Origin of the sequence: Psychromonas hadalis ATCC BAA-638 (assembly GCF_000420245.1) — a bacterium.
Taxonomy (GTDB): Bacteria; Pseudomonadota; Gammaproteobacteria; order Enterobacterales; family Psychromonadaceae; genus Psychromonas; species Psychromonas hadalis.
Genome location: NZ_ATUO01000013.1, coordinates 15,688 through 39,062, shown reverse-complemented (window position 1 = coordinate 39,062; position 23,375 = coordinate 15,688). Strand labels below are relative to the sequence as shown.

Below are 23,375 nucleotides of genomic sequence, written 5' to 3'. Positions count from 1 at the left end.
GGCTTCAAAATTACTTAATCTTTTGTTTTCAAAATAACCAGTCGTTAAGGTTTTTTGGAAATAATTTAGAGCAAGTTATTTTGTAACGATTACTTTGCTAACATTGCTTTTAGATCAGATTCAACATCAGTGATCAGTTTTAGGGCAAATTTTTCATTTAATATATCAAGAAGGTTATCCGTCAAGAAAGCAGGTTTACTCGGTCCAACACGGATATCTTTAATGCCCAATGCTAATAATGTTAATAAGACCACAATCGCTTTTTGCTCAAACCAACTGATCACCAAACTCAACGGTAAATCGTTCACACCACAGTCAAACTCTTTAGCCAGCTCAAGAGCAAGTTGAATGGCAGCATAAGAGTCATTACATTGGCCCACATCTAAGAGACGTGGAATACCATTAATCTCACCAAAGTTTAATTTGTTAAATTTAAACTTACCGCAAGCCAATGTTAAAATTAAACAATCTTCAGGTACTGCTTTAGCCAAGTCAGTATAATAACTGCGTTCTGTTTTCTCTCCATCACAACCACCGATCAAGAAGATGTGTTTAATATTACCCGCTCGTACCTGCTCAATAACCGCAGGAGCCGCATCCATTAATGCATTACGACCAAATCCAACAGTAATATCATGTGGAATTTCAGAATATTTAAAACCATCTTGCGCAAGAGCAGATTCAATCACCGCGCTAAAATCATCATCTTCGATATGCTTAACACCCGGCCAACCAACAATGCTACGGGTGAAAATCCGATCGCCATAATCCCCTACATTCGGATCAATAATACAGTTTGATGTCATCACAATTGGCCCAGGAAAAGCAGCAAACTCTTTCTGTTGGTTCTGCCACGCAGTACCATAGTTAGCAACAAGGTGAGTGTATTTCTTCAGGCCCGGATAACCATGAGCAGGTAGCATCTCGCCATTAGTGTAAACATTAATACCCGTACCTTCTGTTTGCTCTAGAATTAACTCTAAATCACACAAATCATGACCTGAAACCAAAATTGCTTTACCCGCTACCGGTTTTACATTAACCGTCGTTGGGACTGGATGGCCATATTTAGTGGTTTCACCATGATCTAACATCTCCATCACTTTATAGTTCATGATGCCAATGGCCATGCTTGTTTCAAGTAGTTGTCCAAGATCATCAGAGTCTGTTGCAAGCCATGCAAAAATCTTATGGAATTCAGCATTAATCTCTTCATTATTTTGATCAAGAATATGAGCATGTTCCATGTAAGCAGCAGCACCTTTAAGGCCATATAAGCAAAGTAAACGTAAGCCCATGATATCTTCAGAAACAAGATCTTTACCACGGTTAACAGCCACATTGATAGCTTGCTCAAGTAACGCTTCACGGCTATTCGCTAAAATAAAAGCCGTCACTTTTGTATCGGAAACTGGTTTTTTACCCGCGACTAAACAGGCTGCTTCATATTTTTCTTTTAGCTGTTCACGGTAAGTTTGTGCTTGGTAAGCGTAACCCTCGATACGAGCAGCTTCAAAGTTCACATTGGTTAATGTAGCAAAGAAAGCTTTCGGTACAAACGCATCAATCTCAGCATCAACAATGCCAAATTCACGTGCTTTTTCAGCATAAAAAGAGGTGCCTTGCAACGCATAAACAAGCAGATCTTGCAGGTCTGAAACCTCTTCTGTTTTACCACACATACCTTGAGAATAAGAACAGCCATCTGAAACTGGCGTGCGGATTGTTTGCTCACATTGAATACAAAACATAATAATTTTCCTTATTTATAGTCTAGAAACCTTGTAGCAAACAAGGTTAATGGAATGTTAAATCAAAATTTCAGGCAGGAAAATACCACACTAAAACAGTCAACTATTGATCTAGATTAGCTTTTGTTGGGTTGTGCTTTAAAGAGGATATATTTATACATGTAGTGATAATCACTATTGTTTGAGGCGCTAAATCACAATGTAACATTATAATTAACGTGGTTATTTTGGCTTTCTAGTTTAAATAACCAAAGATAAACCAATACCTTCGCCAAAATGAAAAACATCTCATTTTTTAGAATTTAATCAATGCAAGTGGTTGATTTATATAGGACTAAAAGTGCTATTTTTGGTTCAAATCAAAATGGGCAAAGGTATTGATAAACAGATTTATACTGCTGCTTACAGCAACAGCATAAATCGATAAACAGAGCCTTAAACCTGCACTTTTAAACAGGAAACTGCATGTACGTGGTTTCCCTGTCGCTTAGGTTTCGTTTGGGCACAATCTGCATCTGCAAGCGGGCAACGGGTTCTGAAAACACAACCTGATGGTGGATTAATGGGTGAAGGTAACTCCCCCTCTAACATCTCTATCTTCTTGGCACGCTCTAAATGCGGATCAGGGATCGGCACGGCTGACATCAAAGCACGAGTATAGGGATGTTTGGGATCGCTAAACAGTGAGGCGGTTTCCCCCATCTCCACTTCATTACCCAGATACATCACTAAAACACGATCCGAGATATGTTTTACCACGGAGAGATCATGGGCAATAAAGACCAAACTTAAACCCAGTTCGTTTTGTAACTCTTTAAGTAGGTTAACCACTTGCGCTTGAATCGACACATCTAATGCTGAAACGGGTTCATCACAAATAATCATTTTGGGTTTTAAAATCAGCGCACGGGCAATACCAATACGCTGACACTGACCACCTGAAAATTCATGCGGATAACGGTTGATCATATTCGGCAACAAACCTACCTTGTCCATCATCTCTTTTACCTGTGCTTTCACTTCATCTTTGGACAGTTCAGGATAAAAGGTTTTAAGTGGCTCTGCGATAATATCACCGACGCTCATACGTGGGTTGAGTGAGGCTAATGGATCTTGAAAAATCATCTGCATATCTTTACGTGTTTCACGGCGGGCTGATTTTGAAAGTTGGGTGAGATCATCCCCTAACCATATAACTTGTCCTTCGGTCGCTTCCACTAAACCGATAATTGCACGCGCAAAGGTGGATTTACCACAACCCGATTCACCTACTACCCCTAATGTTTCACCCTGATAAAGCTGAATATCGATGCCATCAACCGCTTTAAGTCGACTTGGTTTTGCCCACGGCCAAAGTGATTTAGAGGGGATATCAAAATGCACTTTTAGGTTTTTAACCTCAAGTAATAGCTCTTTTTGATTGTTCATATCTGTACTCATTTTGTCCAACGCTCCCAATCTGAGAAACACGCGCGTTGTCTGCCATCTGCAAACATCTCGAGTGGTGGTGTATCTGTTGCACAACGCTCTAAAACACGATGACAACGATCTTGATAGGGACAGCCAGGTGGTAAACATAATAGGTTAGGTGGATTGCCTGGAATGGTCGGCAGTACCTCACACACCGTATCTAGACGCGGAATCGCTTTTAATAACCCTTCAGTGTAAGGGTGACTCGGTTGATAAAATATTTCATCAACTGTGCCATATTCCATGGTACGTCCTGCATACATCACTAATACTTTGTCACACGAGCCTGCAACCACGCCTAAATCATGGGTGATCATAATAATGGCGGTATTGAATTTATCTTTTAATTCGTTTAATAGATCCATTATTTGCGCTTGCACGGTTACATCCAGTGCGGTCGTGGGTTCATCGGCAATCAGTAGTTTAGGTGAGCATAACAATGCCATCGCTATCATCACACGTTGACGCATACCACCGGAAAACTCATGCGGATACATAGTAATACGTGCACGTGCATCTGGAATTTTAACGGCTTCAAGCATGGCCACAGACTCTTCAAACGCTTGCTTGCGACTCATGCCTTTATGCACAATAAGCACCTCCATTAACTGCTCACTGACCTTCATATAAGGGTTAAGTGAGGTCATTGGATCTTGGAAAATCATCGCTATCTGCTCTGCGCGTACCTTGTTAAGCGCTTTTTCAGGCAGGTTTAATATCTCGTTACCTTCAAATTTTGCACTGCCCGTGGTCGTGCCGTTTTTAGCTAATATTCCCATAATCGCAAACACAGTTTGTGATTTACCGGAGCCTGACTCGCCAACAATGCCTAAGGTTTCACCCGGGTTTAACGAAAATGTCAGGTCGTTTACTGCGGTGACGGTACCATCTTGTGTACTAAATTCGACACGTAAATCTTTAACATCTAATAAATTCATGATCTGTTCCTTGTGCCTTATCTGTCTTTAGGATCTAGCGCATCACGCAGACCATCACCAATATAGTTAAAGCAAAATAGTGTTAGTACCATAAAAGTGGCGGGAAAAATGAGTTGCCAAATTGCTAATTCCATTGTTTGTGCGCCCTCTTGTAATAATGCCCCCCAACTAGTCATCGGCTCTTGCACACCTAAACCTAAGAAACTCAGGAAAGACTCGGTCAAAATCATACTTGGTACTAATAGGGTGGAATAAACCGCCACAATACCTAATACATTTGGGATGATATGACGACGAATGATGTTCCACTGACTAACCCCCGAAACATGCGCAGCTTCGATAAACTCTTTATTACGTAAACTTAAAGTTTGTCCACGTACAATACGTGCCATGTCCAGCCAAGCGATTGCGCCAATTGCGACAAAAATAAGGTAGATATTTCGGCCGAAAAAAGTCACCAAAACAATCACTAAGAACATAAAGGGAATAGAGTAAAGGATCTCCAATATACGCATCATAATACGGTCAGTACGGCCACCAATAAACCCTGATGTCGCGCCATAAACAGTACCAATCACCACAGCAACGAATGCACCTAATACACCGACCATCAGTGAGATTCGACCACCAATCAAGGTTCGCACAAATAGATCACGCCCTAAGCTATCGGTGCCAAACAGATGCTCCGATGAGGGAGCAACATGCATTGCGTACCAATCAGTATCATCAAACGCATACTGACTTAACATCGGCGCAAAAATCACCGAGAGAATGATCAAAGCTAAAATGACCAGACTCACCATGGCCGCTTTATTACGTTTGAAACGGATAGCGGCATCTTGCCATAAACTACGCCCCTCTATTTCAAGGTTCTCTGAAAACTTCTCCAGCGCGTCTACATTTTCTTTTTTAGTTATCATAGGAGCAGTCCTTTAATAGCGAATTTTGGGATCAACATAAGCCAGCAGAATATCAACAATGGCGTTGAATAGAATGAACAGGAAGCCGATTAAAATAGTCACCCCCATTACCAGCGAATAATCACGGTTAAAGGCTGCATTAACAAATAACTTGCCAATGCCCGGCAGACCAAAAATAGTTTCAATGACCACTGAGCCGGTGATGATACCCACAAATGCGGGACCCATATAAGAGACAACAGGTAACATTGCAGGTTTAAGTGCATGTTTCAAAACGATATAACGGTAACTCAACCCTTTAGCACGCGCAGTACGGATAAAATTACTGTTTAATACTTCTATCATGCTACCACGGGTAATACGCGCAAACGTAGCGACATACATCATCGCCATAGCCAGCACGGGCAACACCATATAATGCCAAGAGCCATCCATCCAGCCACCCGCAGGAAACCAACCGAGTCCAATGGAGAAGATATAAATAAGCACTGGGGCGAGTACAAATGAGGGCATCACAATACCGAGCATTGCGGTGGACATCACAGCATAATCTAACCAACTATTTTGCCGTAACGCAGCCAACGTGCCAACAGAGACACCAAATATCAGCGAAAATACAAATGCCACAACACCAATTTTTGCAGAAACAGGCAGTGCATCTGCAACCAGTTCATTAACGGTAAAATCTTTGTATTTAAAAGAGGGACCCAAATCGCCTTGCAGTACGTTACCCAAATAGGTGGTGTATTGCACAAAAACAGGTTTATCTAACCCATATTTAGCATTGATGTTTTCCATCACTTGCGGGGGGAGAGTACGTTCGCTAGAGAAGGGGTTACCCGGTGCAAAACGCATTAAAAAGAAGGAAACGGTAATTAGAATCAGCATGGTTGGAATCGCTTCTAATATCCGTTTAAAAATAAATTTAAACATGTTTAACTCAGTGTGTGATTTGTAAAAGTGGTAAATAACGTTTGCTGATACAGGCGTTTCTTCCTGTATCAGCAAGCAAGAGATAACGGCTCAGAGCTAAGCCTGAGCAATTACAAAACTACTGCGCAATGATATACATATCTTTTGAGTAGAGTTTATCTTCTGCATTATTTGCCGCATAACCACCCACAGCAGGGCTAAGTAGCCGTGCTTTCACATACTGATAGATAGGTGCAAGTGGCATATCTTCTGCAAGTAACGCCTCTTGTGCGTAATACAACTGCTGGCGCTTAGCCTCATCCGTTGTTTCAATTGCATCTTTAATTAGCTTATCGTAAGCTGCACTTTGGTAATGGATACCACCCGTGGTATTTTTGCCTTCCATTAGTGAAGTAAAAGTAGAGGCTTCATTATAATCACCACACCAACCTGCACGTGCAGCTTCAAAATCACCCTGTTTTTTAGTATCGAGGTAAGTTTTCCACTCTTGGTTTTCAAGCACTACCTCAACACCTAAGTTTTTCTTCCACATTGAACCAATCGCCACCGCTAATTTTTTATGGTTTTCACTGGTATTGTATAACAGGGTAAATTTAAGGGGATTGGCTTGGTTATACCCCGCCTCCTCTAATAACTGTTTTGCTTGAGCATTACGCTCTTTTTGCGACAACTTACCGTAGGCAGGCAGTTCAGGGCTAAAATTAGCAACGATCTCTGGTGTTAAGAAGTAAGCGGGTTTTTGCCCTTGGCCTAAAATAGCGTTAGCGATAATATTACGGTCAATCGCATAAGAGACCGCTTTACGTACACGCACATCATCAAAAGGCGGTTTTTTAGTATTAAAGCTGTAATAGTAGGTGCATAGGTTACCTTTAATCGCCACCGACTCAGGATATTTTTTCTTTAAACGTCTAAAATGCTCATTGGGCAACTCATTAGTCATATGTAATTCACCAGAAAGAAAACGGTTCATCTCAGCTACTTGGTTCTCTATCGGTAGGAAAGTCACTTTGGTTAATACCGTGTTTTTATTATCCCAATAGTGTTTATTCGGTGTTAATTCAATACGTTCATTAACCACCCATTTGCTCACTACAAACGCACCATTACCCACAAAGTTCTCTGGCTTAGTCCACTTATCACCAAACTTTTCAACGGTTGCTTTATGTACAGGTTTTACCGTAGTGTGACCCATCATCATCACAAAGTAAGGTAACGCATTCTGTAGCTTTACCTCAAAGGTAAAATCATCAAGCGCTTTTACGCCTAACGTAGACTTGTCTTTTTTGCCCGCAATAATCTCAGAAGCGTTCACCATAGTAGTCATTTCGTAGTACCACGAGTAAGGTGATGCGGTACTTGGATCAACAGCACGTTGAAAACTATAAACAAAGTCATGTGCGGTAACTGGGTCACCATTGGACCATTTTGCATCTTTACGCAGATGGAATATAAACGTTTTGTTATCTGTTGTTTCCCAAGACTCAGCCATGCCAGGAATGGTTTTGCCGTTAGCATCTTGATTTACTAATCCCTCTAGCAGATCACGGATAACATGCGATTCTGGCACGCCCTCTGTTTTATGTGGGTCAAGTGAAGCGACCTCTGTACCATTACCACGAACCAACTCCTGCTTTGCTGCTAATATAACGCCCTCTGGCACGACGGCAGCCTGTGCCACAAAACTTGCGCCCATTAGTGCTGTTGTTAATAAAGCAGTGCTCAGTAGTGATCTCTTAAAATGCATAAATATCTCCTTTTTATAGTTTTATCCAGTTATAACGCGATATAAAATTAACAGTTGAGACAATACAGGTCCAATTATGAATCAATTAATTAGGTAATAAGTGATATGACTTAACAATTGTAAAATTAAAAGTAACAATAAAGAGGAATATTTAAGCAAAAAAAGCTACAAGCATTAATTTTAAAGCTACTTTTTTAAAAAAAAGAGGTAATTAAAAAAACAAAAAAATGAATAGTTACCTATAAATAGTGAATATACATGCATAATTACTTTTACTGCACGTTGATCATAATACCGCCTCCACTGCTCTTTAGTTAAGCCTTTTCCATCCGCATAAAACGGGCAAAGTTGTGGAAAATGATCTTTACTGAAGGACAGTATTTACAATCTTGCCCACTATCGAACAACAAAATCAGCAGTACGTTTCAAAAAGTTGAATCAGAGCTTATTCCACAATTTTTGTGGATATAGATGAAAGAAGTATCACCACTACAGAGATATTCCCTCATACGACTTTGGATACCAAGGTGAGACACGACCGTATCCGTTTTTAAGGCATTCAAGTTCGTCATCCTTTTTTGTTATTAGCGCATCAGTCGTCAATTGATAGTAGACGTTGCCAACGTTACAGGTATAAATAAAGTGTTACTGCCATATGGTATAAAAACCGTTAACCAGTCTCTCTACTTAGTTGTTAAGATAAAAAGAAAGGAAAACCTCACAAGAAGAGAGTCGATGCAACTTAGGGATCAACAACGCGTACACCATACTATTAATTATGTATTAGAGAATATCACCGCCTCGTTAACCATTGCCGAAGTAGCAAATACGGAAAAGAGATCTGCCCTGCGCTTCTTTACAATGGCACCCTCTCAGAGCAGCAGAGCAAAGAGATTACGTCAAAAATAAAACGTATTGAAGTGGTCACGCTCACCGAAACTCACTATTGCACCATTGCCAGCACCCAAGGTTATGAGACAAGTGGAATTATTGATACGAGAGTGGTTAGCGATAAAAAATATCCCGCTTGAGTCAGGAAAAAGTGCAGGTTTTTGTTTTGATAATGCTTGGCTTACCCCAAGCAAATGTGCCGTTACGAATCAGCTTATGTGATTGATGATATTAACGGGGTAAAAAAATCGGGAATGTGCGTAAGAACACAACCTGCTAGGCGTTATTTACTCATTGAATATTGTGGAAAAGTGAGTGAAATTCAACAACTATACTTGTGGATATTAAGTGATTATTTAACCAATACTCAATTAATTGTTACCTATCAGTATGTTATTGAACGTTATATCAAGGTTGATTATAACAATGATATTTTTCACTTAGACATATTGATTAAAGTACATTAACTTAACTCACTGCTCTGTTTTTTTAAAATAAAGGAATCTATGATGAACAGTGCCGAATTAACCCTAGAAATAGGCAGCTCAACGAAACAAATACAGAATATCAACCCCCTGTTAAGTGGCGCTATTCCAGAGCAGTTTATTAAACTCGCTCTACCCATTATTATTGCTCTAATGATCAATGGATTGTACAGCTTTGTGGATGCTATTTTTATTACCCGAGGCGTGGGTATTAATGCCATGGCATCGGTATCTGCGGTATTTCCAATCAATATGATCATCATCAGCATTAGCGCCATGCTTGGCAGTGGTATGGCAGCCATTATTTCACAGCGATTAGATGCAGGTGATAAACAGGGAGCAGACCACGTTTTCAGTTGTAGCTTATTGTTTGCCACTGTCATCGGTTTTAGTGTCAGCCTACTGATCTAATCTATTACGCTTTAAGATTTATCAATTATTAGCATTACCACAAGCACTGTTAATTGATGCTGAAGCCTACCTTATCCCTATTCTATTGATCTCAACCATTAGTTTTGCATCTGGCACACTCACTGAAAGCTTTCGCGCAGCAGGAAAAGCACAAGATATGATGAAAGTGATGCTATTAGGATCGCTATTAAATGTTTGCCTTGATGCGCTGTTTATTTTCGTTTTTAAATTGGGAGTTGCTGGTGCAGCATGGGCAACGGTATTAGCCATGGTGTGTTCATTTAGCCTTGCAGTACGTTTACAAATGGATGGATCAGATCGCTTACAGCTATTACGTGAGCAATGCCATTTTGATGTCAACATTCATAAACAGGTGGTCAGTTTAGGGTTTCCTATCTTTCTGTCGCACAGTGGTTTTGCGATTACCATTGCACTGATCATTTTTAGCATCAACCAATATGCAGGAGAAGATGCCAGTTTACTGATTAGCGCACACGGGTTAATCATTCGTAGCTTTATGTTGCTGTTTTTACCCTTGTTAGGCATGACCATCGCATTACAAACCTTAGCGGCTTTTAACTTTGGCGCAGGGCAACTTAAACGTGTTAAGCAATCACTGTTTACCGCTATGTTAATCGGCACTATGTGGACTTCGTTAGTCTCACTGTTATTGATCTTCAAACCACAGTGGTTATTACAACTGTTCAGCGATGAAATGCTGTTAATTAACGCAGCCAGTAATATCTCGTCCATCATCTTTATCGGATTTATCACCGTGGCAGCGGCATGATGTGTAGCACTATTTTCTAAGCGATGGGCAAAGCCCTGCCCGCCATGTTGCTAGAGTCTACACGCACCTATCTGTTATTAGTGCCACTGATTTTAATACTACCCAAATGGTTAGGTGTTGAAGGGATCTGGTGGGCATTTCCAATAACCGATGTAATCGGGGTAACATTAGCACTGCTCTTTACAGGTTATTATTTGAAATATAATCTGCTCACAGAACCAAGGTAACTTATATTTCACTCATGAGTTGTTCTAAAAGCTGATCTCGTTTGTTAGGACCAGCCACTCCTCTCTGCTGCAGATTCAGCGCTGACCATTGTGGATAAGCACGACATTTACGCAGGTAGCTATTCCATTTGTTGGGCAGGTTATCTGCACTTATCTCAATGGCATTTTTAAGGGCTATTTTATCTAAGCTTGCGTGACCACGTTGTTGTAATGTCGTTAATAGCGTTAATTGCCTTAACCATAAAACTTGAAGCGTAGCATCATCAACACAAAGATAGCGTTTGCCTTTTATTTTAGCTTGTATCTCATTGTAATAACGCTGTTTGACGCTCCACAATGCACCCACTACGCCACCACTTAATGCGGCGACACCAAGCGTAATTCCCCCAACAGCAAGATCAATGGCAATACCAACCCCAGCCCCTTTGGCAATATGACCACCGAGTTTAATACCAAACGCTTGCAAGTTATCAGCAGAAAAGAGATCCAGTTCCCATGCTCCCTGCTGTACAGGTAACTCACTATTTTGCAGATCAGCTTGGCGAAATTGATATAACTGTAAAAGCTGTTTAACACAATGCGCTTCTGCTTGGCGTACCGAACTTTGTAATAACTGTATTTGCGCACTGATTGACGCTTCATTATCGTCTGCCTGATAACGCACAGAGGCGGCTTCGATAAAAAGGTTTGCGACTAACTGCTTGGCACTGTTAAACGTTTCTGTCCATTGTTGTTGGCGTAGTGTGATTAATTCTGCTAAAAAATCTTCTTTATCGGTTAATAACGTTTGCATCTTTTGATAAATTTTTAGTTCATCAGAAAATTTAAAATGCACGTTATCAAAACTTACATAAGCGTGGAAATTAAGACGCGCTAACTGCTCTTTCCAAAGCTGAATGTTGTCTTGCCCTTGCTGGGTAAAATTAAGTACAGGGATAACAGGTTTGGTGGCATAACTGAGAATTTTTAACTCATCGTGATATTTACCCAAAACAGGCTCACGCAGGTCAATGACATAAAATATAAGATCATTATTCAACAAAGCGCGTAATACTTTCGCTTCCTGTTGCAACTCAGGGTAATCACTTAGATGTGCTAAAAAGTATTGTAAGCGCTCGATACCATCAACATTTTGATCACTAAAGTAGCTACGCAATATATGTAATAATGCAATGGAGTCTTCTAAACCCGGTGTATCAAACAGTGCTAAACGTTTACTTTCGTCAATCAGTAATGCCCCACCTTCAACATGACGGGTTGTACCTGCTTGATCAGCAACCTCACCAAACTCGCTGTCACGCAGTAACGTGCGCATTAAGGAGGTTTTACCTGCGTTAGCATGACCAACCACGGCAACGGACAGATCATTCATTTTTAGACTCCTTCACTTCAATGTGTAAGATATTATCTAACTTAATGCCGACCTCACTGGCTAACTGATACCAATCACTATCACGCTGTTTACTCTGTTGTTTTTCAATCAGTAACAGTAATTGAAACTGTTTATTAGGTAATGAGGTTAACTGGCTAATAAAACGCTTTAAACCACGATCAGGTAAGCGTTCTAATGACACATACAGACAGACGGTTCTACTTTGACTATTTTTTAGACCTGCCAATAACTGTTGCTGCCTTTGATAATCACAGACATTAATCAGAGAGAGACCGGCATCTATATTATATTGTTGTAGATGTTTTTCTGCGAGACTGAACTGTCTACTTGAGAGTTCAATGGCAATCGGATAATAGTTTTCAGGTAAAGCGGTCACTTTATGTGCGGGATCAGGCAAGTGGCTCTCTTTTTTAATTCCCTCACTTGTCGCATCAGCATCAATGATACCTAAGGTTGTTTTGTTGGGTTTTAATAATTGTCGTAGTTGTACGTAATAGAGTGAGCTAAGATCAAGTCGATATCGTTGCATTTTCCGCTTCAGTTGTTTCGACAACAACAAAAACAGCAATAAACGTGGTAATAAACCATATAAAAATAAGCTGCTAATCAACAGGCTTGACCAAGCTAAGCGCCTATTTTCAGCATCCATAATGCTTTCAACACCTAAATGGCTTTGCTGTATCTGCAGCATAGAGGGTACAGGAAATCCGAGTTTCTGTGGGAGGTAAGCGAGTAATTGTGTTAACGTTTGAAAAGAGTCACTGGATAATATGCTGGTCTGCCAAATAAAATCGACTTGATGCGTAGCAAGCATTACAACAGACATCAAAGTCGCCCCGATAAAATAGCTAAGCCATAACAGGTGGGTTAATTTTGAAAGTTGATAACGCCCAAGGGGTTTAGAGAAATGCAGGTCAAAATAGCAATGAAAGAGTAACCCATAATTTTTCTGCTCTGTTAATCCTGAATTAAATCGATGTTCAAACTGTTTAATAATAGCCAAGCTAAATCGAGCTAAACTACTATTTTGGACAAGATTTTCTTTAAAAAAAACAAACAACCAAACCAACAACATAAAAACATTAGGAACAAAAAATAGAGAAAATGCCCAAAAGAAGTTTATTTCGGTGGATTGCTCACTAAACAATATCGTTTTGACCCCTAATGTACCGAGCATAAATAAGAGTAATGCCAGTAAGGTATAGAGGTTTTTAGTTATTTTTTTAAAATGCGTGAAACGTATACTAATTTGTAATTTTTTATCGTGTAGCTTAGCGCGATCAAGTAATAACGTCTCAAAACCTGATCCGTTGTTCTCAGTAATGCAAGTAGACAGAGTGGGTGACTCGCCCTCAATTGCACGTAGCCCCTCCGCTAATAAACGAGACTCAAATAAAGTCACTACTTTTTAGTGCCACGAACAGCTTGCCACCACTCATTAGACGCATCAATTTGTCCCTCTTCATCAAGTGGAGGATAAGGGAGGTTCTTCTGTTTGCATAATTTAGTAAAAATAGGATGACCTCCTTCAAAGAGAATTTTATGTTGTTCATCCTTTGATAAGCGACACTGACCATACATACCAGCAGCTTCCCGTTGGCGTTGTGCTTCATACAAAATAAGTGCAGAAGCAACGGAAACATTGAGAGATTGACACATACCCACCATTGGAATGATGACATCTTGATCAGCAAGCGCAAGTGCTTCAGCACTGATCCCCGTTTTCTCTTGCCCCATCAAAATAGCAGTGGGCTTGGTGTAATCTACTTCTCTAAAATCAATCGCGCTATCGGAAAGGTTGGTAGCAATGATCTGCATCCCTTGCTGACGTAAAATAGCAACCGCATCCGCAATATTGTCGTGAGTATGTACATTTATCCAATTTTGACTGCCCGTCGCCGTCATGCCACAAACCCGTGTTGTTTTTGTTGAACGGGTTGCATGTACATCACTGACCCCCACTGCATCCGCAGTACGCACAATCGCGGCAAGATTATGTGACTTATGCACGTCTTCAAGTAATACGGTTAGTTCTGGTTGACGATGATTTAGCATGGTTGTAATACGAGTAAAACGTTCAGGGGACATAAAATTTCTCTGAGTAATAGGAACAAACAATTATTCAGTATTATAACAGTAGAGAGAAAAAACCGAAAATACTATTGGGCAGTCCCTATTTAACGATGCTGGACTCAGTATATGGTAATAAAGTGCAGAAAGAACGAACAGAGCGAAGGTAAGATAGGTACAAAGCAACGACTTGCTCTGTTTGAATAAGTCATTCCACTAAATTTATAATAATTTTATGGACATAAGAATGGGTTGGCTCTGCAAACCCTTTTTTACGTTCCACCATTATTATTAATATGACTAATTATTAATAACTAGCAATAGTCTGAACTACAAAGCAATATAATTACTGCGTGCATAGTCAGGTCGTGCGGCTTTGAGTAGTTCTGCCTCTTCTTTCGTCAATTTTCCGACAGGCAACCCGAGTACTTTGTGGGTCAGTTGCTCACGTGCATCAACCGCAATTGAAAGTTTGATAATACGGGCACTGCCTTTAATCTCTTGTGTTTCAAAAGCAGGTAATAAAACCCCCGCTTCTAATAGATTACTAACGGCTAGTTCACGCATCGGTAATGCGAGTACATTTTTACGCTGGATGATAAATTCACGTAATACTGCTTTTTCTTCAAAATCTAAACGACGGATCATCATATTACGACTCGCTATTGCTTTACGCTTACAAAACTCAGCTTTAAAGTAGCCAAATAACCAATTAACCCATTGTGTAATAAGAAAAGATCCTGTTAATAGTGCCAAAATCCAAACATAAGGTGTATATATATGTGACCACTCGGCAGCCCCCGACATCTGCATAATGGAAACAGGCACAACCAGTAAAGTCGCACATGCAAGGCACATCCAAGCGATTGTCAGTGTAAGACCTTGCTGATCTTTTACACGTTGAATTAATTGCATCATAATAAGCTCCTTGCCAAAAAAATGTTGTTACAGGGTGTATAAAGCAAAAGCTATGCCAAAGTAATTTCATAAGGAAAATAAAATGAATTTTAGAGATTTAGAATATTTAATCGCCCTTGAAGAGTTAAAACATTTTCGCAAAGCAGCTGAAAAATGCTTTGTCAGCCAACCAACATTAAGTGGGCAAATACGTAAACTTGAAGATGAGCTAAATGTTCAATTGATGGAGCGTTCATCACGTAAGGTGATATTCACACAAGCAGGGCTAGATATTGTTGCCAAAGCAAAAATAATTTTACTGGAGGCAAAATCCTTAAAAGAGATAGCAAAAAGCCATACTGAACCGATGCAAGGTACGTTGCATATTGGTTTGATACCCACCGTGGCTCCCTACCTTCTGCCCCTGATCATTCCGACGATGAAACAACATTTTCCAGATTTAGAGCTCTATCTACATGAAAACCAAACGGATGTACTTATAAAACAGCTTGAAGAGGGTGAATTAGATTGTCTTATGCTAGCACTACTGCCTAGTATGGAATCTTTACAGCAGTATTCTCTCTACGATGAACCACTAGAACTAGCGCTCTCAGAGTCACATCCGTGGGCGAATAAAAGCGATATTGATATTAATAAGCTCTCAGGTGAACACCTATTAATGCTTGCTGACGGACACTGCCTGCGTGATCAAGCAATGGGATTCTGTTTTGCAGCGGGGGCAATCGAAGACAATAGTTTTAAAGCAACCAGTTTAGAAACGTTACGCCATATGATCAGCGCTGACAATGGTTTAACACTACTGCCACAATTAGCCATTCCAACCAGCCGTCATCAAGCAGGGATTAAATATATTCCGTTCAAAGAGCCGATTCCGAGTAGAACGATCGGACTAGTTTGTAGAAAAAAGAGTGTGCGTAAGATCTGTTTTGAACAACTCTCAACACTTATTACAACCACGGTTAACCGTCGCCTCAAGCAATATATTAAAGTCGGGTCAGATCAAAGTTAAATTTCATCTTTTATAATAACTTCAATTTTTCATTCTATGACCCCATAAACAAAGGGCTAATGAGTGATTCGATGAAAAATGACTTGGCAGACAATAAAGTTTGATCTGACCCGACTTTATTTATAGACACAAAAAAGCCGAACATAAGTTCGGCTTTTTTAATGTTACTTAGAAAGAAGACTAATCTTCTTCGTCAGCAACGACTGGACGGTCAACGAACTCGATGTAAGCCATAGGAGCTTTATCACCAGTACGGAAACCACATTTAATGATACGTGTGTAACCACCAGGACGGTTCGCATAGCGAGGTCCTAATTCATTAAATAGTTTAGCTACAACCGCTGCATCACGGGTGCGAGCAAAAGCTAAACGACGGTTAGCGACGCTATCCGTTTTAGCTAATGTAATTAAAGGTTCAACTACACGACGAAGTTCTTTTGCTTTAGGTAAAGTAGTCTTAATTACTTCATGTTCAACAATTGAACTTGCCATATTGCGAAACATAGCCTGACGATGGCTACTGTTTCGGTTAAGTTGACGTCCACTGTGACGATGACGCATGACTTAATCCTTATTATTCGTTAGTCGATGATTGGTCTATTAATCTTCGATTAGGCTTGCAGGTGGCCAGTTTTCTAGACGCATGCCTAGAGAAAGTCCACGTGATGCAAGAACATCTTTGATTTCAGTTAGTGACTTCTTGCCTAAATTAGGCGTTTTAAGAAGTTCAACTTCTGTGCGTTGTACCAGATCACCGATATAGTGAATCGTTTCTGCTTTCAAACAGTTAGCAGAACGAACAGTTAACTCTAAATCATCTACTGGGCGCAAGAGAATTGGATCAAACTCAGGTTTGTCGTCTTCAACTACCGGTGTACTTGCTTCACGTAAATCAACAAATGCGTCTAATTGCTCAGCTAAAATTGTAGCTGCGCGACGAATTGCTTCTTCCGGATCAAGCGTACCATCCGTTTCCATATCAATGACAAGCTTGTCTAAATCGGTGCGCTGTTCAACACGAGCTGATTCAACACTGTAAGCGATACGCTCAACAGGACTGAAAGTCGCGTCTACTAATAGACGACCAATTGGACGCTCATCTTCTTCAGTATGAATACGTGATGAAGCTGGAACATAACCGCGACCTGATTCAATTTTAATGCGCATGCTAATTTCAGCATTGTTGCCCGTTAAATTACAGATCACATGTTCTGGGTTGACTATCTCAACATCACCATCATGGATGATGTCACCTGCAGTAACAGGACCAGCGCCAGATTTAGTTAAACTAACTAGGACTTCGTTTTTACCTTCAAGCTTAACAGCCAGACCTTTCAGGTTAAGAAGAATCTCAAGGATATCCTCTTGTACGCCTTCTTTGGTGCTGTACTCATGTTGTACACCATCAATTTCGACTTCCGTTACCGCTGTGCCAGGCATAGACGATAATAAGATACGACGAAGTGCGTTACCTAGTGTGTGGCCGAAACCACGCTCAAGTGGCTCTAAAGTCACTTTTGCTCTCGTTGCGCTGACTTGTTCGATATCAACTAATCTTGGTTTTAGAAAATCAATTACAGAACCCTGCATTTGTGTCCTCTCTTAGCAGTTAACTTTACTTAGAGTAAAGTTCGATGATTAACTGTTCGTTAATCTCAGCAGATAAATCTGAACGTTCAGGTTGACGTACAAATGCGCCTTCCATCTTCGTTGTATCAACACTCACCCAACCAAGGGTTTCACGTTGACCAGCAATCTCTAGTGCAGCGCCGATACGTGCTTGCTTTTTAGCTTTTTCACGAATAGCGATCACATCACCAGCTTTCACATTGAAAGATGGAATGTTTACAACAACACCGTTCACCATTAGCGCTTTGTGGCTAACTAATTGGCGAGATTCAGCGCGAGTAGCACCAAAACCCATACGGTAAACAACATTGTCTAAACGACCTTCAAGAAGTTGAAGTAAGTTTTCGCCAGTGTTGCCCTGTAAACGAGCTGCTTCTTTATAGTAGTTACGGAATTGCTTTTCAAGTACACCGTACATACGACGCACTTTTTGCTTTTCACGTAATTGTAAACCGTAGTCAGATAGACGTGGTTTACGTGCACCATGCACACCAGGTGCATTGTCAATCTTACACTTAGATTCAATCGCACGAACACCAGATTTAAGGAATAAATCTGTGCCTTCACGACGGCTAAGCTTAAGCTTAGGACCTAAATATCTTGCCATTGTTCTTTCTCCAATTACCTAAAAACGTTGCGATTAAACGCGACGTTTCTTTGGTGGACGACAACCATTATGAGGGATTGGTGTAACGTCAGTAATATTAGTTACACGGAAACCCGCCGCGTTTAGTGCGCGAATCGAAGATTCACGACCAGGTCCTGGTCCATTTACAAAAACTTCTATGTTTTTAAGACCATACTCTTTCGCTGCTTCAGCAGCACGTTCAGCAGCAACCTGTGCAGCGAACGGAGTAGATTTACGAGAACCACGGAAACCAGAACCACCGGCAGTTGCCCAAGAAAGAGCATTACCTTGACGGTCTGTAATAGTGACGATTGTGTTGTTGAAAGACGCATGGATATGAGCCATACCATCAGCAACTTGTTTTTTTACGCGCTTGCGAGCACGAGTTGGAGTCTTAGCCATAATCTCTTACCCTTTTTATTTACGAATTGCTTTACGCGGACCTTTACGTGTACGAGCATTCGTTTTAGAACGCTGTCCACGGACAGGCAAGTTGCGACGATGACGAAGTCCACGATAACAACCAACATCCATAAGACGTTTGATGTTCATAGATACTTCACGACGTAGATCACCTTCAACGGTGAAATTAGCTACTTCTTTACGAAGAGCTTCGATTTGTGATTCTTCCAGATCGCTAAGCTTCGTTGATTCAGCAAAACCAGTTGCAGCACAGATTTTTTGTGCGCTAGTTTTACCAATACCAAAAACTGCAGTTAATGCAATTACGATATGCTTATGATCAGGAACGTTAATGCCAGCGATACGGGCCACTATGCACTCCTTAATATTAATTAAAATTCATTTGCGAAAAGCCCGGTAGGATACTCTACAAATGACGATTTATCAAACAAAATAACGGTTAGATAGAACTCTACCTAACCGTTTGATCCAAAATCTGGATTAGCCTTGGCGTTGTTTATGCTTTGGCTCTACACAGATAACACGCACCACACCGTGGCGCTTGATAACTTTGCAGTTACGACAGATTTTTTTAACGGATGCACGAACTTTCATTGCAACACTCCGTAGTTAGTATAACTTTTCTAGATTAGGCTATTTGCCATAATCCTTTAAGTTAGCTTTTTTCAAGACAGAATCATATTGATTAGACATCAAATGAGTCTGTACCTGTGCCATAAAGTCCATGATAACAACAACGATAATTAATAGCGAAGTACCACCAAAGTAGAACTGCGTATTCATTGCAACCATCATAAACTCGGGAATCAAACAGATAAAGGTGATATATAACGCGCCAGCTAATGTTAGGCGTGTCATCACTTTATCAATGTAACGTGATGTTTGTTCTCCGGGACGTATACCTGGAATAAAGGCACCGCTTTTCTTCAAATTATCAGCTGTTTCACGTGGATTAAACGTGAGTGCTGTATAAAAGAAGCAAAAGAAGATAATAGCAGCTGCATATAACATCATATGCAACGGTTGCCCTGGCTGTAACGCCAAAGAAACATCGGATAACCAACCTAAACCTTCAGTCTGACCAAACCAAGCAGCGATTGTACCAGGAAATAGGATAACACTCGAGGCAAAAATTGCAGGGATAACACCCGCCATATTTAATTTCAATGGCAAGTGGGTGCTTTGCGCAGCAAAAACCTTACGGCCCTGTTGACGTTTTGCGTAGTTAACAACGATACGTCGTTGACCACGCTCTACAAAGACTACAAACGCAGTAGTTGCAAAAACGATAACAGTTAATGCTAATAACACAAGAAGATGAATTTCACCTTGGCGTGCTTGCTCAGCTGTTTGCCCGATTGCACTTGGCAATCCAGCAATAATACCGACAAAGATAATGATAGAGATACCATTACCGATACCGCGTTCAGTAATTTGCTCACCTAGCCACATAAGGAACATTGTTCCTGTTACTAGACTCACAACTGCCGTGATATAAAATGCCATGCCTGGATTTTCAACCAGACCTGGCATCATCGTTGGCAAACCGGTCGCAATACCAATTGCTTGGAACGTACCTAAAACCAAAGTACCGTAACGTGTATATTGATTTATTTTACGACGACCTGACTCACCCTCTTTCTTTAGCTCAGCTAAAGGAGGATGAACAACAGTCATCAACTGGATAATAATAGAGGCCGAAATATACGGCATAATACCCAGTGCAAATATAGATGCACGTTCAAGCGCACCACCAGAGAACATGTTAAACATCTCTATGATGGTACCCTTCTGCTGGTTAAAGAGGTCAGCTAGGACAGCGGCGTCAATACCAGGAATCGGAACAAAAGAGCCCATACGGAACACTAAAATAGCGCCCAAAACAAACAAAAGTCGTGTTTTAAGCTCACTTAAATTACTGCCCTGACCTGCTTTAGGGTCTAATCCTGGTTTCTTAGCCATTACCTATTATTCCTCGATTTTTCCGCCCGCAGCTTCAATAGCAGCACGAGCACCCTTCGTTACACGAAGACCCTTAACTGTTACTGAACGAGAGATTTCACCAGAAAGAACTACTTTTGCAAACTTAATTGTGTTTACAAGTAGACCTGCCTGTTTCAACGTTTCAAGTGTTACAACTTCGCCATCAACTTTAGCAATTTCGTTCAAACGAACTTCACCGCTAACAAGAGATTTACGAGATGTAAAACCGAATTTTGGTAAACGTTGTTTTAAAGGCATTTGACCGCCTTCAAAACCTGGACGTACTTTACCGCCTGAACGAGATTTCAAACCTTTATGGCCGCGACCACAAGTTTTGCCTGTTCCAGAGCCGATACCACGACCAACACGTTTAGCAGCATGCTTCGAACCTGCTGCTGGAGATAGAGTATTTAATTTCATAATTACCCCTCAACCTTAACCATATAGAAAACTTTATTAACCATACCACGTACACAGGGAGTATCTTCCAACTCGACTGTGTGACCGATGCGACGCAGGCCTAGACCTTTGATCGTTGCACGGTGTTTTGGTAAACGGCCAATTGCACTTTTGGTTTGGGTTACTTTAATTGTTTTAGTAGCCATGCTTAATTACCCCAGTAATTCATTAACACTTAGGCCACGCTTAGCTGCTATCTGCTCAGGAGAGTTCATGTTCTCAAGTGCATCAAGCGTAGCGCGAACTACGTTAATTGGGTTAGTTGAGCCGTAAGCTTTAGCAAGTACATTTTGTACGCCAACCACTTCTAATACGGCACGCATTGCACCACCTGCGATGATACCAGTACCTTCCGATGCTGGTTGCATGTACACCTTAGATCCAGAGTGACGACCCTTGATCGGATGTTGCAGAGTGTTACCTTTAAGTTTGATTTCGCTGATATTGCGACGTGCTTTTTCCATAGCTTTTTGAATAGCCGCAGGAACTTCACGTGCTTTACCGTAACCAAAACCAACACGACCACTACCATCACCAACTACTGTTAGTGCTGTGAAGCTAAAGATACGACCACCTTTAACTACTTTTGAAACTCGGTTCACTGCGATTAGCTTTTCATTCAGATCACCGGTTTGAGATTCTACTTTAGACATAATCTTTACCCTTAGAACTGAAGACCAGCTTCACGAGCTGCTTCAGCTAATGCTGCTACACGACCGTGGTACCGGAAACCGCTACGGTCGAAAGAAATTTTAGTAATTCCTTTTTCAACTGCGCGTTCTGCAACTAATTTTCCAATTAGTTGAGCTGCTTCTTTGTTGCCACCGTTGCTCACTTGAGCGCGTACTTCTTTCTCTAAAGTAGAAGCACTTACTACGACTAATGCGTCAGCTGTAATTACCTGCGCGTAAATATGGCGAGGTGTACGGTTGATCACTAGACGAGTAGCACCAAGCTCTTGTAACTTCTTACGTGTGCGAGTTGCACGACGAAGACGAGATGATTTCTTATCCATGTTCTTACCTTACTTTTTCTTCGCTTCTTTACGACGCACGTTTTCATCAGCGTAACGAACACCTTTGCCTTTATAAGGCTCTGGTGGACGAAATGCACGAATCTCAGCAGCTACTTGGCCAACTTGTTGTTTGTCACAACCTTCAATGATAATTTCTGTTTGGCTAGGCGCCGTCGCAGTAATACCTTTAGGTAATGTATAAACAACAGGATGAGAGAAACCTAATGTTAGGTTTACATCTTGACCTTTAACTTGAGTACGGTAACCAACACCTTGAAGAAGAAGTGTCTTCTTGAAGCCTTCAGTTACACCTTGAATCATGTTGTTAACGTTAGCACGCGCAGTACCTGCTTGTGCCCAACCGTCTTTGAAACCTTCAGCAGGTGCGAATGTAACCACACCTTCATTCAGTTCAACAACAACTGCATCATTAAGAGTACGAACTAATTCGCCTTTGTTACCTTTAACAGTAACCTCTTGACCGTTTACTTTAACTTCTACGCCAGCAGGAGTAGTAATCGGTGCCTTAGCTATACGAGACATAGATTACTCCTTAAGATACGTAACAGATGATTTCACCGCCGATGCTCGCTTTACGCGCAGCACGATCAGTCATAACACCGTGAGAAGTTGAAACGATTGCGATACCTAAACCAGCCATAACTTTTGGTAAGTTAGACGCACCTTTATAGATACGTAAGCCAGGACGAGAAACTCGTTTAATGGTATCGATAACTTTTTTGCCTTCGAAGTACTTTAACGTAACTTCTAATTCAGGCTTTGTGTCACCAGAAACAACGTATTCTGAAACATAACCTTCTGCTTTAAGCACAGCTGCAATTGCAACTTTTTGCTTAGAAGAAGGCATCTTTACAGATACTTTGCTTGCTGCTTGACCGTTACGAATACGCGTAAGCATATCCGAAATAGGATCTTGCATGCTCATAACTATTTACTCCGTGATTGATTGATTACCAGCTGGCTTTCTTAAGGCCAGGGATTTCTCCGCGCATCATATGCTCACGAACCTTAATACGGCTCATGCCAAATTTACGAAGAAAACCATGTGGACGTCCCGTCACGCGACAACGATTACGTTGACGTGCAGGGCTTGAATCACGAGGTAGCGTTTGAAGCTGTAGTACTGCATCCCAACGATCTTCATCGCTAGAATTAACACCACTAATGATTGCTTTTAAAGATGCGCGTTTTTCCGCGAACTTAGCAACAAGCTTCGTACGTTTTACTTCACGCGCTTTCATTGATTGTTTAGCCATTATTTACA

General features: G+C 40.9%; 30 protein-coding genes. 6 read left to right on the top strand and 24 right to left on the bottom strand.

What is annotated here, in order from left to right; all coding sequences use genetic code 11:
• Positions 1 to 89 precede the first annotated feature (89 nt).
• The 6 genes from hcp to G322_RS0103175 form a co-directional block, all read right to left on the bottom strand.
• A complete protein-coding gene (gene hcp, locus G322_RS0103200; protein ID WP_022940367.1) occupies positions 90 to 1,751 on the bottom strand; it encodes a hydroxylamine reductase in 1,662 nt (553 codons plus the stop codon).
• Positions 1,752 to 2,186: 435 nt separating this feature from the next.
• Positions 2,187 to 3,191: a murein tripeptide/oligopeptide ABC transporter ATP binding protein OppF gene (gene oppF / locus G322_RS0103195; RefSeq protein WP_281166495.1), complete on the bottom strand. Its 1,005-nt coding sequence runs from the start codon at positions 3,189 to 3,191 to the stop codon at positions 2,187 to 2,189.
• Positions 3,188 to 4,159 carry an ABC transporter ATP-binding protein gene (gene oppD, locus G322_RS0103190; RefSeq protein ID WP_022940365.1) on the bottom strand — a complete coding sequence of 324 codons (972 nt, stop codon included), beginning with the start codon at positions 4,157 to 4,159 and terminating at the stop codon, positions 3,188 to 3,190. The genes oppF and oppD overlap by 4 nt, the downstream gene beginning before the upstream one ends.
• A gap of 17 nt (positions 4,160 to 4,176) precedes the next feature.
• Positions 4,177 to 5,079, bottom strand: a complete 903-nt coding sequence (gene oppC, locus G322_RS0103185; protein WP_022940364.1) for an oligopeptide ABC transporter permease OppC — start codon at positions 5,077 to 5,079, stop codon at positions 4,177 to 4,179.
• Between the two features lie 12 nt (positions 5,080 to 5,091).
• A complete protein-coding gene (gene oppB / locus G322_RS0103180) occupies positions 5,092 to 6,012 on the bottom strand; it encodes an oligopeptide ABC transporter permease OppB (RefSeq protein ID WP_022940363.1) in 921 nt (306 codons plus the stop codon).
• A 118-nt stretch (positions 6,013 to 6,130) separates the two neighbouring features.
• A complete protein-coding gene (locus G322_RS0103175; protein ID WP_022940362.1) occupies positions 6,131 to 7,759 on the bottom strand; it encodes an ABC transporter substrate-binding protein in 1,629 nt (542 codons plus the stop codon).
• A gap of 735 nt (positions 7,760 to 8,494) precedes the next feature.
• Between G322_RS0103175 and G322_RS0103170 the strand changes: the two genes are divergently transcribed.
• The 5 genes from G322_RS0103170 (at position 8,495) to G322_RS0103145 (ending at position 10,563) form a co-directional block, all read left to right on the top strand.
• Positions 8,495 to 8,668, top strand: coding sequence for a hypothetical protein (locus G322_RS0103170; protein ID WP_156873899.1), 174 nt, complete (start codon positions 8,495 to 8,497; stop codon positions 8,666 to 8,668).
• Positions 8,669 to 8,844: 176 nt separating this feature from the next.
• The gene (locus G322_RS0103160; RefSeq protein WP_028866380.1) at positions 8,845 to 9,117 is read left to right on the top strand and encodes a GyrI-like domain-containing protein; all 273 of its coding nucleotides are present in this window, start codon (positions 8,845 to 8,847) and stop codon (positions 9,115 to 9,117) included.
• 39 nt (positions 9,118 to 9,156) lie between these two features.
• Positions 9,157 to 9,546 (top strand): MATE family efflux transporter, encoded by a 390-nt coding sequence (locus G322_RS0103155; RefSeq protein WP_084683676.1) that lies wholly within the window; start codon positions 9,157 to 9,159, stop codon positions 9,544 to 9,546.
• Positions 9,547 to 9,631: 85 nt separating this feature from the next.
• Positions 9,632 to 10,336: an MATE family efflux transporter gene (locus G322_RS0103150; protein WP_022940359.1), complete on the top strand. Its 705-nt coding sequence runs from the start codon at positions 9,632 to 9,634 to the stop codon at positions 10,334 to 10,336.
• Between the two features lie 23 nt (positions 10,337 to 10,359).
• A complete protein-coding gene (locus tag G322_RS0103145) occupies positions 10,360 to 10,563 on the top strand; it encodes a hypothetical protein (RefSeq protein WP_022940358.1) in 204 nt (67 codons plus the stop codon).
• 1 nt (position 10,564) lies between these two features.
• On the opposite strand, the gene G322_RS0103140 is transcribed toward G322_RS0103145, so the two are convergent.
• The 4 genes from G322_RS0103140 to G322_RS0103125 form a co-directional block, all read right to left on the bottom strand.
• Positions 10,565 to 11,935, bottom strand: a complete 1,371-nt coding sequence (locus tag G322_RS0103140; protein ID WP_022940357.1) for a GTPase/DUF3482 domain-containing protein — start codon at positions 11,933 to 11,935, stop codon at positions 10,565 to 10,567.
• On the bottom strand, positions 11,928 to 13,358 hold the full coding sequence (locus tag G322_RS0103135; RefSeq protein ID WP_022940356.1) for a DUF2868 domain-containing protein: 1,431 nt from the start codon (positions 13,356 to 13,358) through the stop codon (positions 11,928 to 11,930). The genes G322_RS0103140 and G322_RS0103135 overlap by 8 nt, the downstream gene beginning before the upstream one ends.
• Positions 13,358 to 14,044, bottom strand: a complete 687-nt coding sequence (trmH, locus tag G322_RS0103130) for a tRNA (guanosine(18)-2'-O)-methyltransferase TrmH (protein ID WP_022940355.1) — start codon at positions 14,042 to 14,044, stop codon at positions 13,358 to 13,360. The genes G322_RS0103135 and trmH overlap by 1 nt, the downstream gene beginning before the upstream one ends.
• A 312-nt stretch (positions 14,045 to 14,356) precedes the next feature.
• Positions 14,357 to 14,944 carry a superinfection exclusion B family protein gene (locus G322_RS0103125; RefSeq protein WP_022940354.1) on the bottom strand — a complete coding sequence of 196 codons (588 nt, stop codon included), beginning with the start codon at positions 14,942 to 14,944 and terminating at the stop codon, positions 14,357 to 14,359.
• An 82-nt stretch (positions 14,945 to 15,026) separates the two neighbouring features.
• Between G322_RS0103125 and oxyR the strand changes: the two genes are divergently transcribed.
• The gene (oxyR, locus tag G322_RS0103120) at positions 15,027 to 15,953 is read left to right on the top strand and encodes a DNA-binding transcriptional regulator OxyR (RefSeq protein ID WP_022940353.1); all 927 of its coding nucleotides are present in this window, start codon (positions 15,027 to 15,029) and stop codon (positions 15,951 to 15,953) included.
• 180 nt (positions 15,954 to 16,133) lie between these two features.
• On the opposite strand, the gene rplQ is transcribed toward oxyR, so the two are convergent.
• The 14 genes from rplQ to rpsN form a co-directional block, all read right to left on the bottom strand.
• Entirely contained in the window at positions 16,134 to 16,514 is a 381-nt protein-coding gene (rplQ, locus tag G322_RS0103115) for a 50S ribosomal protein L17 (RefSeq protein ID WP_022940352.1), read from the bottom strand.
• Between the two features lie 39 nt (positions 16,515 to 16,553).
• Positions 16,554 to 17,543, bottom strand: a complete 990-nt coding sequence (locus G322_RS0103110; protein WP_022940351.1) for a DNA-directed RNA polymerase subunit alpha — start codon at positions 17,541 to 17,543, stop codon at positions 16,554 to 16,556.
• Positions 17,544 to 17,568: 25 nt separating this feature from the next.
• On the bottom strand, positions 17,569 to 18,189 hold the full coding sequence (gene rpsD, locus G322_RS0103105) for a 30S ribosomal protein S4 (protein ID WP_022940350.1): 621 nt from the start codon (positions 18,187 to 18,189) through the stop codon (positions 17,569 to 17,571).
• 33 nt (positions 18,190 to 18,222) lie between these two features.
• Positions 18,223 to 18,612, bottom strand: a complete 390-nt coding sequence (rpsK, locus tag G322_RS0103100; protein ID WP_022940349.1) for a 30S ribosomal protein S11 — start codon at positions 18,610 to 18,612, stop codon at positions 18,223 to 18,225.
• 15 nt (positions 18,613 to 18,627) lie between these two features.
• Positions 18,628 to 18,984 carry a 30S ribosomal protein S13 gene (rpsM, locus tag G322_RS0103095; protein WP_022940348.1) on the bottom strand — a complete coding sequence of 119 codons (357 nt, stop codon included), beginning with the start codon at positions 18,982 to 18,984 and terminating at the stop codon, positions 18,628 to 18,630.
• Positions 18,985 to 19,113: 129 nt separating this feature from the next.
• Complete coding sequence (gene rpmJ / locus G322_RS0103090; protein WP_011770886.1) at positions 19,114 to 19,227, bottom strand: 50S ribosomal protein L36; 114 nt, start codon at positions 19,225 to 19,227, stop codon at positions 19,114 to 19,116.
• A 39-nt stretch (positions 19,228 to 19,266) separates the two neighbouring features.
• Positions 19,267 to 20,595 carry a preprotein translocase subunit SecY gene (gene secY, locus G322_RS0103085; protein WP_022940347.1) on the bottom strand — a complete coding sequence of 443 codons (1,329 nt, stop codon included), beginning with the start codon at positions 20,593 to 20,595 and terminating at the stop codon, positions 19,267 to 19,269.
• A 6-nt stretch (positions 20,596 to 20,601) separates the two neighbouring features.
• Positions 20,602 to 21,036 (bottom strand): 50S ribosomal protein L15, encoded by a 435-nt coding sequence (gene rplO, locus G322_RS0103080; protein WP_022940346.1) that lies wholly within the window; start codon positions 21,034 to 21,036, stop codon positions 20,602 to 20,604.
• Between the two features lie 2 nt (positions 21,037 to 21,038).
• Entirely contained in the window at positions 21,039 to 21,221 is a 183-nt protein-coding gene (gene rpmD / locus G322_RS0103075) for a 50S ribosomal protein L30 (protein ID WP_022940345.1), read from the bottom strand.
• A 6-nt stretch (positions 21,222 to 21,227) separates the two neighbouring features.
• Positions 21,228 to 21,728, bottom strand: a complete 501-nt coding sequence (gene rpsE, locus G322_RS0103070) for a 30S ribosomal protein S5 (RefSeq protein WP_022940344.1) — start codon at positions 21,726 to 21,728, stop codon at positions 21,228 to 21,230.
• Between the two features lie 11 nt (positions 21,729 to 21,739).
• Positions 21,740 to 22,090, bottom strand: a complete 351-nt coding sequence (gene rplR, locus G322_RS0103065) for a 50S ribosomal protein L18 (RefSeq protein WP_022940343.1) — start codon at positions 22,088 to 22,090, stop codon at positions 21,740 to 21,742.
• A gap of 9 nt (positions 22,091 to 22,099) precedes the next feature.
• The gene (gene rplF / locus G322_RS0103060) at positions 22,100 to 22,633 is read right to left on the bottom strand and encodes a 50S ribosomal protein L6 (protein WP_022940342.1); all 534 of its coding nucleotides are present in this window, start codon (positions 22,631 to 22,633) and stop codon (positions 22,100 to 22,102) included.
• Between the two features lie 10 nt (positions 22,634 to 22,643).
• Positions 22,644 to 23,036: a 30S ribosomal protein S8 gene (gene rpsH, locus G322_RS0103055; RefSeq protein WP_022940341.1), complete on the bottom strand. Its 393-nt coding sequence runs from the start codon at positions 23,034 to 23,036 to the stop codon at positions 22,644 to 22,646.
• 25 nt (positions 23,037 to 23,061) lie between these two features.
• On the bottom strand, positions 23,062 to 23,367 hold the full coding sequence (rpsN, locus tag G322_RS0103050) for a 30S ribosomal protein S14 (protein WP_022940340.1): 306 nt from the start codon (positions 23,365 to 23,367) through the stop codon (positions 23,062 to 23,064).
• Positions 23,368 to 23,375 lie beyond the last annotated feature (8 nt).